This window comes from Nocardia sp. CA-135398, from assembly GCF_050955845.1.
Classification (GTDB): Bacteria; Actinomycetota; Actinomycetes; order Mycobacteriales; family Mycobacteriaceae; genus Nocardia.
The window spans coordinates 5,150,239-5,162,723 of record NZ_CP192084.1 but is presented as its reverse complement, the minus strand read 5'-3'; the positions used below and the strand labels follow the sequence as shown (position 1 = coordinate 5,162,723).

Genomic DNA, 12,485 nt, shown 5'->3' with positions numbered 1-12,485 from the left:
CGGCATTCGACCGATTTCGAGCACGTCGAACCAATTGCCAAGGTGGACAGTCGAATCGGGTATCCGGGCAACACCCGGAACGTCACCGTGTGGAAATGCACCGGCCTGCGTCACCCCTGGTCCCAGGTGTGGCCGGCCTGGATGCACCTGTAGGTACGCTGCGACCATGACATCTGGGCAGACCGAGATCTGGCACAACCCGCAGTGCAGCAAGAGCCGCACTGCCACCACGCACCTGGACGAGGCGGGCGTCGAGTACAAGATCCGGCGCTACCTCGACGATCCGCCGACCGCGGCGGAATTGCGAACGGTGCTGGAGCGGCTGGGCGCCGAGCCGTGGGATATCACCCGCACCGGTGAACAGATCGCCAAGGACCTGGGCATATCCAGCTGGGGACGCACCGCGGCCGACCGGGAGCGCTGGATCGAGGCTTTGGCGGCGAATCCGAAACTGATTCAGCGGCCGATCGTGCTCACTCCCGACGGCGGTGCGGTTGTCGCGCGCGATGCGAAGACCCTGGAATCGCTGGACCCTTCGTAGCCGAAATAGCCGGTAGGGTCGGCATTTATGAAGGTACAACTGCGTCATAGTCCGGCCTCCGCGGTCGCGCGGTGCTTGCTGGCCGGGGGCGAGCCGATGCGGGTCGAGAGCGGTGCCATGGTCGCGCATTCGGCGGGAGTTTCGTTGCAGGCCAAGGCCGAAGGCGGCATTCTCGCCGGGCTGAAGCGTTCGGTGCTGGCGGGCGAATCATTCTTCGTCTCGACCTTCACCGCACCACCGCAGGGCGGCTGGGTGGACGTTGCGCCGGCACTGCCCGGCGACATGCTGAACCTGCAGATCACCCCCGATCGGCCGTTCTTCATCAGCCGCGGCGGGTGGATCGCGAACTCGCACGGCGTGCAGGTGGAGGGCAAGTGGGGCGGTTTCGCGAATCTGTTCGGCGGCGAGGGCGGCTTCGGGTTGCGCGCACACGGCGAGGGGGAGGTGGTCGTCGGTGTATTCGGCGCGATCGATGTGATCGATCTGCAGCCGGGTGAGCCGATCACCATCGATACCGGCCATGTGGTGGCCTATGACCTGGCCATGAACTTCACCATCCGGCGCGCGGTATCCGGGCGGTCCATCCAATCGCTGAAGTCGGGCGAGGGCTTCGTCTTCGACTTCACCGGACCCGGCCGGGTGCTGCTACAGACCCGCAACCCGGGCGCCTTCGCGGCCTGGGCGGGCTCGGCCGCGTCCTCGGGCTAGTCACCCGTTTTCACGACCCTCTTACCTGCTGGACACCTAACCCGTGCAGAATGCAAATTTCATATCGGGTCCAGCAAGGGAATGTACATGGAGCTCCTCGAAGTCGTCGCGAACCTCTTCACCCAGGTCATGGGTGCTATGAGCGGTAGCGCCGCCTGACAGATCGCAGGCTGATCGGCCCATCAGGTCCTCGACCTGGTGGGCCGATGGCGTTTCAGACCAGCAGCTGGTCGGTGAGGATGCGGGTGTCCGGGACGAACGGCCAGGTCGGGTCGGCCAGATGTGCGCGCAGTTCGGCATCGGTCCACCACCAGCCGTCCACGATTTCCTCCGGCTGATGGCGGATGGGCCCGTCGTAGCGCAGCTCGTAGGCGAAAATATGACAGCGCATCGGTGCGCCCTGCCAGCTGCCGTCCCATGACGCGCTGGCCCGCAGGGGCAGCGGTGCCGCATCGGCGGGCAGGACGATGCCGAGTTCCTCGGCGAGTTCCCGGACCGCGGTCTGCGCCGGGGTCTCGCCGGGATCGACGACACCACCGGCCAGGCAGTCGTGCATACCGGCGAAGACCATCTTGGTATCGGTGCGGCGGTGCACATAGACGCGCTCACCGTCGCCGGAGCGGACGAGTACGCCCGCACTGGCATGCCAGATGCCGTCGCGATAGACGGTGGCGCGGTCGGCCGCACCGATTTCGCGGCCCGCGGCGTCATAGACCGCGATCATCTCCGACTGAGGGTGCACGGACACCGGTCGAGGGTAACCTGTTCTCCGCACGCCACCCTGAGAGAGGACCGCCCCAGATGGTGCTTCCGCGCACACTGGCGAAATTGAACCGGCACGTGACGAATCCGATCCTCGGCCGGTTGGCCGGGAAAGTGCCCCCGATGAGCATGGTCGTCCATAAAGGACGAAAATCCGGGCGGCCCTACAGAACTCCGGTGTGGGCATTCGAATCCGAAGGTGTGTACCGGATCGCGCTCACGTACGGTCGTGATGTGGACTGGGTCAAGAACATAACTGCCGCAGGCGGTTTCGAGCTCGAGACCAAGGGCACCGTGGTGCTGCTGGTCGATCCGGTGGTGGTGCACGATGCCTCGGCGGCATGGGCGCCGGTCGGTGTCCGGCAGGCGCTGAAGGTGATGTCGGCGACGGATTACCTGCAGGCGCGTGCGGCCTAGCAGTCCGCATTTTCAATGCTGAAACCCCTTGTCCGCGTGGACAAAGGGGTTCGGCTCATGCGCGTTCGCGTATCGTGTGCTCACTGTTACCGATCGGAATAGTTGAGGAGAACCGATATGGGACGAGTTGTCCCTCGTTCGTTGACTGCCGCGGTGTGTGTGGGATTGGGCGGTATCGGTGTGGCCGGTCTCGCGCCGACCGCCGCGGCCGCGCCCTCGATCTACGAACCGAGCATCACCCCGTGCAGTCACCTGTTCACGCCCCCGCTCGCGCCCGGCCGCCCGGGTGCGAGCACCTATTGGAGCCCGTTCGGCACCGCCGACATCGTCTGCTATGACGACGGTTTGTCGCCGGTGAGTTACTACCAGCGCGATCCAGCGGGGCAGTGGCACGCGATGAACCAACTGGTCCCGGGCAACTACTTCATCAACATTTTCGGCTACGGCCACTTGCCCGCATAACGGCGAACATCACGCGGCCCAGGATGACGGCATCTCGGTCGAGATGCCGTCTATGCCAACGGGATTGGGGAAACCGCGGGTCGATCCTACTTGCCATCGGGGTGGCCGACGTCGACCAGGGCCGTGGTCCAGTCGGCGGCTATGGCGTTCTGGGCGTCGGTCAAGGCGACCTTGCCGGAACATATCAGCGCATGCAACGTGTTCTCGACGGCGTCCTTCGGATTGTTCGGCCCCGCGCCCGGCTTGTGATCGGGCGAAGGTGGCTCCACCCACAGGTTGCGCGGATCGTTCGGGTCGCCGCCGAGCTCCAGCGACACCAGGTGGTCGTACTCGGCGTCACGCAATGGGCCGGTGTAGTCGTAGGACTTCGCGGCGGCGTCCTTTTCCCGGTTGGTGATATTGGCCGGCGGGCGGATCGAGGAGGTATATCCGCGCTTGCAGATGGTGTCGCCGAGGTTGTCCGCGGCCACCTTCGGATTGACCGCTCCCGGGGTGCACGCGGGATCGGGCAGGGGCTGGCCGTCGCCCGAGTTGCGATAGTGGCAGCTGCCCGGACCCGGTTGCGCCTGTACCGTGTACGTGCCGGAGGGGCCGGGACCGACCGGCACATGCAAGGTCTGTCTCGCGGCAGGGGATTGAATCACCGCCTGCGCAATGCTTTTCGAGCCCTCATGGGCGCAGCCGGCGAACGACAACGGTGCCAGTATCGAAACCAGCAGCGTTTTGCGAATATTCATGACTTACCTCTGCCCGAACCTTCATCCGTGTCCAATTGTGCGACACAGCAGGCATACCGCTGGCATGCGGCACGAAAACATCTGCGCCTCATCCGTTGCCGAAGATACGATCCGGGACGACGAGAACGACCGCGCGGCGCTCGGTAGCCATCACCCAGTCATATTCGTCCGACAACCGTCATCCGCGCCCGAACACGTAGATTGCGATGCAAAGGCCACCACCGCCGGCGATCAGCCGAGCGAGCCCGCGATATCAGTCACGGCCGAAGTCCTTGGCTCGAAGAGCGTCGACAACACCCCAGTCGGTGTTCGCCGCGTCGGGCCGTGACCATTGCCGGACGTGGCGAAGTCGGGATTGCGCGAGGACACTGAAGGCGTAACGCCGAATCCGACTCCAGGAGCAATGTGATGGCACCCGACAGGCCTTTCGGGTTCGATCCGGAAGAATTCGAACGTGCGTTGCGAGAGGCAGGGATCGAATTCCGTGATCTGCTCGGAAAGGCCAGCGCGTACATTGATCGCACAAGCGTGAACACGTTGGCGTCGATGCTGGGTCAGTTCGTTCAGCCGGAGCGCACGCGACCACCGAAATCGGAGGGCGAGACCACCGGCGAGACCGGCAGTGGTGTGTGGGTCGTCTACAGCATCGATGACGTCGGCGAGGCCAGGGTCGAGCAGGTTTTTCCGAGCGAGCTCGAGGCCTTACGTGCGCATCGCGACAATACCGACACCCGCCGTCGCGTACGGTTCCTGCCCTACGGTGTCCCCGCGACCGTGCTGGACGTCCAAGTGCAGAGCTCTGATTGAGGTCCGCGCAATAGGGGCGCAGTCGTGTCGGTGATGCCGCCAGCGGATATCGCTGATAAGCCCGGCAGGCTCGGACGTCGTCGGTGTGTCGGCACAGTGGTCAGCGCTTGTGCTCGAGGTTGCCCGAGAGGGTGCGCTGGAATGCGCGCAGGTCATCCTCGAGTTTTCGATGTAGCCAATAGTTGCCGACGAAGCCGAACACGCCCGCGATGGCGAGCCAGCGGATCGAATCGGTGACCAGGGCGACCTCTTCCGGCTCCAGGAACATCAGACCGTGGACGACGCCGATCAATGGAATCGATGCGGCGACCGCGAGATAGCGGGTGCTGCGGCGGCTGAGTGCGCGCAGGTTGTCGTGGTCCTCGGGTGTGGCGCCGTGTAGGAGAAGACGGGGGTAGATGGTGCGGACGACGAACAGGGTGACGAGAAAGAACGGGTAGGCGACAGCGACGGCGCCGCAGACGAGCAGTGAGGCGGACAAGTGCACCACCTGGCCGAGGGACAGGTCGGTGTCGTTGTGCAGTGCCAATGTGGTCACGATCGCGCTGACGCTCCATCCGGCGAATGCGACCCAGGCGACTCGGTCACCGACCGACAACGTATCCCTTCGCGCCAGCGCCAGCATCTCAGGGGTGAACGTCCTGCCCTTTCTCAGTCCGCGCCACACCACCAGGAAAACCCTGCGGCACAGATAGTTCGTCACGATGAGGACCAACAGGGGGACGATCAGCTCGAGTACCGGGTTGATGGCCCGCAAGGACTGTCGCCGGTCGTCCGGAATCCACGCCTCGATCAACGGTCTGTTGTGCACGTTGCCATACAGCACGCCGAGGAAGCCTCCGGTCGTGCTGGCCAGGGTGACGATCGCCGCCAGCGACCAGGGACCGACCTTCGAACGCAGACTGCTTCCTTGCGGGTCTACCAGATCGCGGGCGCGACGGTCCAGGCACAGCTCGAACTGCTGTGCCAGCTCGGCGCCGTTGGACCAACGGTTGTCCCGTTGTGGCGCAAGGCATTTCAACAACACTCGGCGCAGGGTCGGCGGGCAGTCCGGCGGCAGCTCGGACAGATACCGTTGTTCGATGTCTTGCTGCCGCAGCTCCAGCATGCGTGCCAGCGAGGTTTCGGATTCACCTGCCAGTGGTTCGTCGTCGAAGGGCCTGCGCCCGGTCAGCAGTTCCCACAGCATGACGCCGAGCGCATAGATATCGCTGCGTAGGTCGAGATCTTCGGCGGTGGTCGGCAACTCCGGATGGCAGGCGGCGAGTTGTTCGGGGGACATGTAGGCCAGCGACCCACCGAAATACGCCATCGGATTGGTCCCGGCCACGTGGTTGCTGAAGCTGACATTGAAATCGGCGAGCTTCGGAACGCCTTCCGCGGTCAGCAGCACATTGGCGGGCTTGATATCGCGATGCAACACCCCGCGGCGCGAGGCGTAGTCGAGCGCTTCGGCGAGCCGGCTGCCGAGCCAAGCCACCGTTTCCGGCCAGGAATATCCGGTGATAACGCCGCGGATACCGGTCTCAGTCGGGACGATGCCGCCCCGATCCTGAATGGCGCGATCGACGGCGTCGAGCAGCAGGGCACCGCTACGCTGATCCGGTGTTCGGGCGCGCACCAGCTTCAGCACCCCGAGCAGCGTGCCGCCCGGAAGGTACTGCATGTACATCAATTTGAGCTCGCCGTTCTCGATCAGCCGATGATCGAAGACCCGCACGATGTACTCGTGATCCAGCTGAGCCAGCGTCTCCGGCTCGGTGCCGCGGTTGTACGAGATCTTCACCGCGACCAGCCGTTGCATCGACCGTTGCCGCGCCAGGAATACCCGCGCGAAGGCGCCGCTGCCCAATGCGACGAGCAGGTCGAAATCGTCCACACTCGCACCGGCGCTGATGCCGTTGAGCGATTCCAGAGAGCGCGGCGGGGCGATCAGCGTGCTGCGGTAGTTGATCTCGGACCCGGTCGGCGCAGTGGTAGGCACTTCGGTCGGCTGGGTGCCGGGATCCTGGTCGCGGCCGGACCGGCGCCGCACATGGAATTCCTCGTAGGCCAGATCGGGTGGCGGCCCGGTGCGCAGTTCGGCGTATTCGGCGCAGTACTCGGCGAGCCGCTTCGGATGGTCGTAGCGCAGCCACCGGTACTCCAGATCGACCTTGATCAGCTCGATCAGGCACATCCGCCGCAATCCCGGCGCATCCGGCAGATACTCCGCGAGGTCTGGCGGCGCACCGGTCTGATCCCAGGTGTCGGCGAACCGCCTGACCGCCGATGCCAGCACGGTGCGAGTTCGGTGGACAGCATCCGACTCATCCGTCGTCGGTTCCAAGTCCGCTCCGGTCCTTCCCAGAAGGCATCCCAACAAGGTGCAGTCTGTCATGGCGGCAGGGCCGCGAACAGGGATTTCCCGCCGGGACATAGCAGGCGGCGGGTCTGGGAATTCATGTCGCGACCAGGGGCCGACCCCGTTCGGGGGTCGGCCGTTCCTTACTGGTTCACGACGCTCTTGGCGCCCACCATGCGCACCATGCTGAGGATCGGGAGCCCGATCACCAAATGTTCGATCGCGGTGGAGATACCGACCCAGAGGTGGCTCGACAGTGCCAGGGGAATGATCACCGCCGCGGCGGTGAGGATTCCGACGATCCAGTTGAAGAACAATTCCGGTGACGGAGTGCCAAGGCGCAGCAAATACCAGAGCACCCCGGCCAGCAGCGTGCAGATGAAGGCCACGGCCGCGAACCAGTACGCGTCCTGGGCCATCGGGTTCCACACCCCGAAATTGCCGCTCTCGGTCACCCGGGTGGCGATGATCTCGATAATCCAGGCGCACAGCCAGGCCGCGAGCGCGGTCACCACCGCCGCCGCGAACACACCACCGACGAACATGCCGATGTTGACGTCCGGCCCCTGCGGTGGTCGAGACTGCCGGTCCGGATAATCGGACTGCTGATATGTGCTGTATCCGTGGTCTTCGCTGTACCCGTGATCCTGGCTATAAGCGGGGTCACGGTAGTTCCCCGGCTGATAACCGGCTTCGTAACGCGCAGTGTGCTGGTCGCGCGGATCCCTGGGGTTCAACCGCCGATCACCTCCGTCGAGAGCATCCATGTGCGTCGAGTGTAGGGTGGCCGCGAACAGGCTGCTGCTCGCTTGTCGATTCCGGCACTCCGTTCGGGTCGATTCGACCCAATCGGAAGACACACGGGCCCTTGATGATTCATCATGTCGCAGCTTGTGCGTGCCGGCGGGTAGGCGACGGCTATCAGATCGGTCGAGCCTCGATCTCATCGGCGAGCGGTGCCAGGGCGACCAAAGGAATCGTTCGGGTCGTCATTTCTTGATAGTCGGCGTAGCCGGGGTGGGCTGCGATGACGTCGGGCCAGAGTTTGTCCCGCTCGGCCGGTGACAGGATGCGAGCCGTCATCGGCCGATTCGGGCCATGCTCGAGTGAAACCCGGACTTCGGGGTTCGCGCGCAGGTTGTGCAGCCATGCCGGGTTGGTGGGATCACCGCCGCGGGACGCGACGATGATGATCGTGTCGCCGTCGATGATCGGTGCGGTGAGGACGACGGTGTGGGGTCGGCCGGATTTGCGGCCGATGGTGGTCAGTATCAGCGTCGGCATGCCTTTGAAGGTTGTGCCGAGGATGCCGCCGCTGAGCGTTATTACCGTGCGGTGGATGGTGTTCAGGGTCTTGAGCTGTCGGTCGGTCGGCATGGTGGCGCTCCTTCTGCTGGCTGATGCGTGATCTGCTACCCAGCTTCCTGGCCCGACTAGTAGTCGACTTGTAAACCGATGCGGTTGTGCACGGTGGTGATCCACTCTCGGCATCCGCAGCGGCGGGCGAGGCGTGCCGCTGCGGCGTAGTGCTCGGCCGCCCGGTCGGGTTTGCCGAGCAGCGCCGCGAGGTCCCCGAGCACGGTGTCCACCGGTCCCACGGTGTGTGCGCCGGTGTCCGCGCCGGCGATCTGACCGGTATAGGTGCGCAGTTGCTGGTACACCTGCGCTGCTTCGGCGCGTTGTTCGAGAGCCGCGACGGCCATGCCGCGCACGGTGAGGAACAGCGAGCGAAAGAAGTCGTTGCGCAGCGGGCGGCGAGCCTGCGTTGCCGCTCGCGCGCCGCGCCGGTCACCGGTTGCCAGCAGTGCCAACGCAAGCGGGTCGACGACGAGGTCGTTGTCCGAAGTTCCGAGTTGGTCGAACATTTCGGTCAACAGCGGTGCGAATTCGCCGATCTGGCCTTGCGTGAGACGGAGGGCGAAGAGGGCGATCAGCAGGTTGCCGTCCGAATCGAATACTTTGTGGCGCGTGAAGAATTCGTGTGCCTGCTGATAATGCTGTTCCGCCGCTTCGAGATTCCCCGTCAGATGGGCCATCATCGCGCGGCCCATGGTGTTCGCGGCTTGGGCCTGACGCCACTGATAGCGGTCGGCCAGCAGCGTCGCGGCCGCGAGTTCCGCATTCGCGCGGTCTACGTCGCCGCGGGCCGCGGCAACTTGGAATGCGGCATTACGTCCGATCAGCGCGAAGGCGGGAAGATCGTTGTCCTCACCGAGACGGATCAACTCGGTGGCGAGCCGTTCACGATCGGCGAGCGGAATCGATGTGTCGTAAACAGAGGTCCGCGCCTGCAATGCCAACCCGAGCAGTCCAGGATCGCTCAGTCCACGTGCCAGCGCTTCGGCTTCCTCGGCCGCTTCGCGTGCTCGTTCGTGCAGCTCGCCGCCGATCTCGCGGACGAGCGCGACGAGCAGCCGACAGCGTGCCTGCGGCGTCAGCCCGGGTGTCCGCAGGGCCTCGTCGATGGCGGCAACCGCCCGCTGGTCGACGGACCCGTATGCGCGGTTCAGCCAGGGCGTCGGCGTGTCCCACGCGGTGAGCGCCTCGATCAGCAATTCAGGCGTGTCGGCCACCGACACCGCGCGGTCGCGTGCATCGCGAGCCGGCAGTCCGGCCCCGGCGGCGAGGTGACTTCTGCTCATCCGCGAGAGCGCGGTGACCAGCTCGGCCGTCGTGTCCGCGCCGGTGATCCGTTCCAGCGCGATGACGGCGCGACCGTAGCTTTCGGCCGCGACATCGTGGGCGAATCGGCGTTCGGCCTGTTCACCCGCCGCGCGAGCGTAGTCGGCGGCCCGGCGTGCCGTCGCCGCGGTGAGCGCTTCCCCGAAATGGTGCGCGAGCGCCGACAGGTCGCCCGGGCGGGCCCGCTCGATCGATTCGGCGATGCGCAGATGCCAGCGGCGTCGCCGTATGCGGGACAGGTCGCCGAGCAAGGTGTCGCGGACGAGCGCGTGCGTGAAGCGAGCGTGGTCGGGACCTGGTTCCTCGAGCAGCCCGGCGAGCACGCCCGCCTCCAGGGCGTCGAGGACCTCGTCCTCGTCGATTTCAGCCGCGCCGATCAGTACCTCGATGTCGAATGCACGCCCGATCACCGCGGCGAGGCGCAGCACCGACACGCTGACCTCGGGTAGCCGTGCGAAGCGCCGGCGCAGTACGTCGCGGACGCCTTCCGGTACCTCCGAAGTCGCCACGAGCGCGCCCTCACTGGCGAGGAGACGAGCACTTTCGGTGAGGTAGAAGGGATTTCCGTCGGTGCGTTCGGTCAGTGCCTCGATCGTCGCCCGATCGGGATCCTGTCCCGACACCGACCGGATGAGAACCGCCGCATCGTCGAAACCCAGGCCGCGCAGGCGTATCCGCGCTGCGGTCGCGGTGGCGAGCGAGGCGAGCGCGTCTTCGAGAGGCATCCCGATCTCGTCGGGACGGTAGGTGATCACGATCAGGATCGAGGCCGATTTCGCCACGCTGCCGAGCAGGGTAAGCGTCTCGGAGTCGCCGCGGTGCAGGTCGTCGAGAAATACCGCGAGCGGTTGCTGCCGTGCCGACTCGTCCAGGTACGCACCGACCGCGCGATGCAGCAGGAATCGCCCGACCGAGGCATCGGTGCCGAACTCGCGGTGCCGGTCGGCGAGCAATGGCTCCAGCGGTTCGGCGTATCGGCCGGGATCGGCCGTGCTCGCGAGCTCGCGCAGGGCTTCCACCCAGGCCCACGCCGGTGGTGCGCCGTCCTCCTCGGGACAGCGGCCCGTGACCACGCGCCAGCCGTCGGCCGCCAGCTCGGCCCGAAACCGTTGCAGCAAGAGCGATTTGCCACTGCCGGCCTCCCCGATCACGGCCGCGACACGTGGTGTGCCGTCCGCCCGTGCCGCCCGGCGCAGCTCATCGAGTTCCCTTGTCCGGCCGACGAATTCGCACCGCACCGCAGCGAGCTCGGCGGTGGGCGACGGAAACGTAACCGGTGCGGGTAGGGCGACGGGGATGCGTTGCGCCAGCAAATCGGCTTCGAGTCGGACCAGGGCAGGGCCTGGGTCGATGCCGAGTTGGTCCGCGAGTACGTCGCGGGCGGCGCGCAGCGCGGCGAGCGCGTCCGCTTGTCGCCCCGCATGGAAACGCGCCAGCGCCGAAATACGCCACGCCTCCTCGCGCAGCGGATGCGTACTCGTCAACGCATCCGCTTCCGCGGCGGCGGCGGTCGGGTCACCCAATTCGACCAGTGTCGCGGCCAGTCGCTCGCGCGCGGCCAGGCGTAGTTCCTCGAGTCGGTTCGCTTCGGGCTGTGCCCACGATTCGTCGCTGAACTCGGCGAATGCCGGGCCGTGCCATCGGCTGAGCGCCTGTTCGAGACTGCGTCGTCGTCCTGCGGGATCCGTTGGCGCGCTGCGTAGTTCGGCCTCGAACTGCCAGGCGTCCACCGCCTCCGGGGAAAGCCGCAACGCGTATCCCGGCGCCTGGCTCACCAGCACGGTGGCCGGCGAGCGGGGCAGCCGATCCGGCTCGAGGAGCTTGCGCAAGTGCGAAATGTAGGCCTGCAACGCGCCGAGTGCGCGCGGCGGTGGCTCCCCGCGCCAGAGATCGTCGATCAGGCGGTCGATCGGCACGACCGCGCCGCGGGCCACCACCAGAAGGGCGAGCACGCCGCGCTGGCGTGGACCGCCGAGATCGACGCTGCCGCGCTCGGTCCGCGCGGCCAGCGAGCCGAGCACCTGAATACGCACCATGACCGGCCAAGTCTATTGCAAGTGCGCTACAAGAGGATCGACACACAGTACGAACCATGAACACCGCCACCCGGACCACCGAATGCCCCGATACCACTGACATGGTGCTCGTCCACCGCGCCTTCCGCCGCCATTTCGACGCGCTGCCCAGCCTCGTCGGCGGTGTCGCCGATGGTGACACCGCCCGCGCGCGCCGCATCGTCGAGTTCCTCACCGAACTCGATACCGGCCTGCATCACCACCACTCCGCCGAGGACGAGCTGATGTGGCCACTGCTGCTCGAGCGGGCGAAGACCGATGGCGCACTGATTCTGCGGATGGAGGAACAGCATGAGCGGATCGCCGAACTGATCGCCCGCGCGGACCGGCAGGCCGAGAAATTCACTGCATCCGCGGATCCCGAGGCGCGCGGGCATCTCGTGGCCACGCTGACGTCGCTGGCCGCCGCTCTCGACGAGCATATGGCTGAGGAGGAGGCAATCATCCTGCCGCTCGTCGGACGCGTCATGACCGCCAGCGAATGGGCGGCGCTCGGCGAACGGGGGCGCGCCGCCGTGCCCAAGGACCGGCAGTTGGTCTTCCTCGGCTTCATCCTGCAAGGTGTACCGCACGCCGAACGCCGAAAGTTCCTCGCCGACATGCCGTTCGCCGCCAGGCTCGCCTGGCGCTTGCTCGGCCGCCGCGCCTTCGCCAAGGAGTACCGCTCGATCTACGGGACAGAGCCCGAATAGATTTTCGCGCAGACTGGGATTCTGCGGGGTCCAGATCAAAAATTCTCGCCATGATCTATCCGTAGTCGAATTGCCTCGAACGAATTACATCCTCGCGATTTCTCCGGCTTCGGGCAGCGGTCGCGCCGGTGTGCCTGTCGCGCGTTCACAGCGCGCCGTCCGGGCGGGCACTCGTCGAACTCATCGATTCGCGTCGAGTGCGAGACATCAAAGCCGGGGTTCAGTAGCATCAACTGGATACAGTGCAGCGGGGTATCC

At 65.9% G+C, this 12,485-nt stretch carries 12 protein-coding genes; 6 read left to right on the top strand and 6 right to left on the bottom strand.

What is annotated here, in order from left to right; genetic code table 11:
• Positions 1 to 166: 166 nt before the first annotated feature.
• On the top strand, positions 167 to 541 hold the full coding sequence (locus tag ACQP1T_RS22365; protein WP_433754987.1) for an arsenate reductase family protein: 375 nt from the start codon (positions 167 to 169) through the stop codon (positions 539 to 541).
• 27 nt (positions 542 to 568) lie between these two features.
• Positions 569 to 1,249, top strand: a complete 681-nt coding sequence (locus tag ACQP1T_RS22360; RefSeq protein WP_433754986.1) for a TIGR00266 family protein — start codon at positions 569 to 571, stop codon at positions 1,247 to 1,249.
• A 214-nt stretch (positions 1,250 to 1,463) separates the two neighbouring features.
• Here the strand turns inward: ACQP1T_RS22360 and ACQP1T_RS22355 are convergent, their stop codons facing one another.
• On the bottom strand, positions 1,464 to 1,973 hold the full coding sequence (locus tag ACQP1T_RS22355) for an NUDIX hydrolase (protein ID WP_433762311.1): 510 nt from the start codon (positions 1,971 to 1,973) through the stop codon (positions 1,464 to 1,466).
• Between the two features lie 77 nt (positions 1,974 to 2,050).
• Here ACQP1T_RS22355 and ACQP1T_RS22350 point away from each other — a divergent pair, with 77 nt between their 5' ends.
• Together ACQP1T_RS22350 and ACQP1T_RS22345 are read left to right on the top strand one after the other, a co-directional pair.
• Positions 2,051 to 2,428 (top strand): nitroreductase family deazaflavin-dependent oxidoreductase, encoded by a 378-nt coding sequence (locus ACQP1T_RS22350; protein ID WP_433754985.1) that lies wholly within the window; start codon positions 2,051 to 2,053, stop codon positions 2,426 to 2,428.
• A 117-nt stretch (positions 2,429 to 2,545) separates the two neighbouring features.
• Positions 2,546 to 2,890, top strand: a complete 345-nt coding sequence (locus tag ACQP1T_RS22345) for a hypothetical protein (protein ID WP_433754984.1) — start codon at positions 2,546 to 2,548, stop codon at positions 2,888 to 2,890.
• An 86-nt stretch (positions 2,891 to 2,976) separates the two neighbouring features.
• On the opposite strand, the gene ACQP1T_RS22340 is transcribed toward ACQP1T_RS22345, so the two are convergent.
• Positions 2,977 to 3,585, bottom strand: a complete 609-nt coding sequence (locus ACQP1T_RS22340) for a hypothetical protein (RefSeq protein WP_433754983.1) — start codon at positions 3,583 to 3,585, stop codon at positions 2,977 to 2,979.
• Positions 3,586 to 4,035: 450 nt separating this feature from the next.
• On the opposite strand from ACQP1T_RS22340, the gene ACQP1T_RS22335 reads away from it, so the two are divergent.
• A complete protein-coding gene (locus ACQP1T_RS22335; protein WP_433754982.1) occupies positions 4,036 to 4,434 on the top strand; it encodes a hypothetical protein in 399 nt (132 codons plus the stop codon).
• Between the two features lie 100 nt (positions 4,435 to 4,534).
• Here the strand turns inward: ACQP1T_RS22335 and ACQP1T_RS22330 are convergent, their stop codons facing one another.
• The 4 genes from ACQP1T_RS22330 to ACQP1T_RS22315 all read right to left on the bottom strand — a co-directional run bounded on the left by ACQP1T_RS22330 (position 4,535) and on the right by ACQP1T_RS22315 (position 11,496).
• Positions 4,535 to 6,763, bottom strand: a complete 2,229-nt coding sequence (locus ACQP1T_RS22330; RefSeq protein WP_433754981.1) for a serine/threonine-protein kinase — start codon at positions 6,761 to 6,763, stop codon at positions 4,535 to 4,537.
• 158 nt (positions 6,764 to 6,921) lie between these two features.
• Positions 6,922 to 7,545 (bottom strand): hypothetical protein, encoded by a 624-nt coding sequence (locus ACQP1T_RS22325; protein WP_433754980.1) that lies wholly within the window; start codon positions 7,543 to 7,545, stop codon positions 6,922 to 6,924.
• 154 nt (positions 7,546 to 7,699) lie between these two features.
• Positions 7,700 to 8,155 carry a nitroreductase/quinone reductase family protein gene (locus tag ACQP1T_RS22320; RefSeq protein WP_433754979.1) on the bottom strand — a complete coding sequence of 152 codons (456 nt, stop codon included), beginning with the start codon at positions 8,153 to 8,155 and terminating at the stop codon, positions 7,700 to 7,702.
• Between the two features lie 56 nt (positions 8,156 to 8,211).
• Entirely contained in the window at positions 8,212 to 11,496 is a 3,285-nt protein-coding gene (locus ACQP1T_RS22315) for a BTAD domain-containing putative transcriptional regulator (protein WP_433754977.1), read from the bottom strand.
• A 56-nt stretch (positions 11,497 to 11,552) separates the two neighbouring features.
• On the opposite strand from ACQP1T_RS22315, the gene ACQP1T_RS22310 reads away from it, so the two are divergent.
• Positions 11,553 to 12,227 carry a hemerythrin domain-containing protein gene (locus ACQP1T_RS22310; protein ID WP_433754976.1) on the top strand — a complete coding sequence of 225 codons (675 nt, stop codon included), beginning with the start codon at positions 11,553 to 11,555 and terminating at the stop codon, positions 12,225 to 12,227.
• Positions 12,228 to 12,485 lie beyond the last annotated feature (258 nt).

Excerpts from the sequence above, each read along its gene's own strand:
- ACQP1T_RS22335 (WP_433754982.1), top strand. The coding sequence starts at position 4,036 with ATGGCACCCGACAGGCCTTTCGGGTTCGATCCGGAAGAATTCGAACGT.
- ACQP1T_RS22310 (WP_433754976.1), top strand. The coding sequence starts at position 11,553 with ATGAACACCGCCACCCGGACCACCGAATGCCCCGATACCACTGACATG.
- ACQP1T_RS22350 (WP_433754985.1), top strand. The coding sequence starts at position 2,051 with ATGGTGCTTCCGCGCACACTGGCGAAATTGAACCGGCACGTGACGAAT.
- ACQP1T_RS22315 (WP_433754977.1), bottom strand. The coding sequence starts at position 11,496 with ATGGTGCGTATTCAGGTGCTCGGCTCGCTGGCCGCGCGGACCGAGCGC.
- ACQP1T_RS22360 (WP_433754986.1), top strand. The coding sequence starts at position 569 with ATGAAGGTACAACTGCGTCATAGTCCGGCCTCCGCGGTCGCGCGGTGC.
- ACQP1T_RS22320 (WP_433754979.1), bottom strand. The coding sequence starts at position 8,155 with ATGCCGACCGACCGACAGCTCAAGACCCTGAACACCATCCACCGCACG.
- ACQP1T_RS22355 (WP_433762311.1), bottom strand. The coding sequence starts at position 1,973 with ATGATCGCGGTCTATGACGCCGCGGGCCGCGAAATCGGTGCGGCCGAC.
- ACQP1T_RS22365 (WP_433754987.1), top strand. The coding sequence starts at position 167 with ATGACATCTGGGCAGACCGAGATCTGGCACAACCCGCAGTGCAGCAAG.
- ACQP1T_RS22345 (WP_433754984.1), top strand. The coding sequence starts at position 2,546 with ATGGGACGAGTTGTCCCTCGTTCGTTGACTGCCGCGGTGTGTGTGGGA.
- ACQP1T_RS22325 (WP_433754980.1), bottom strand. The coding sequence starts at position 7,545 with ATGGATGCTCTCGACGGAGGTGATCGGCGGTTGAACCCCAGGGATCCG.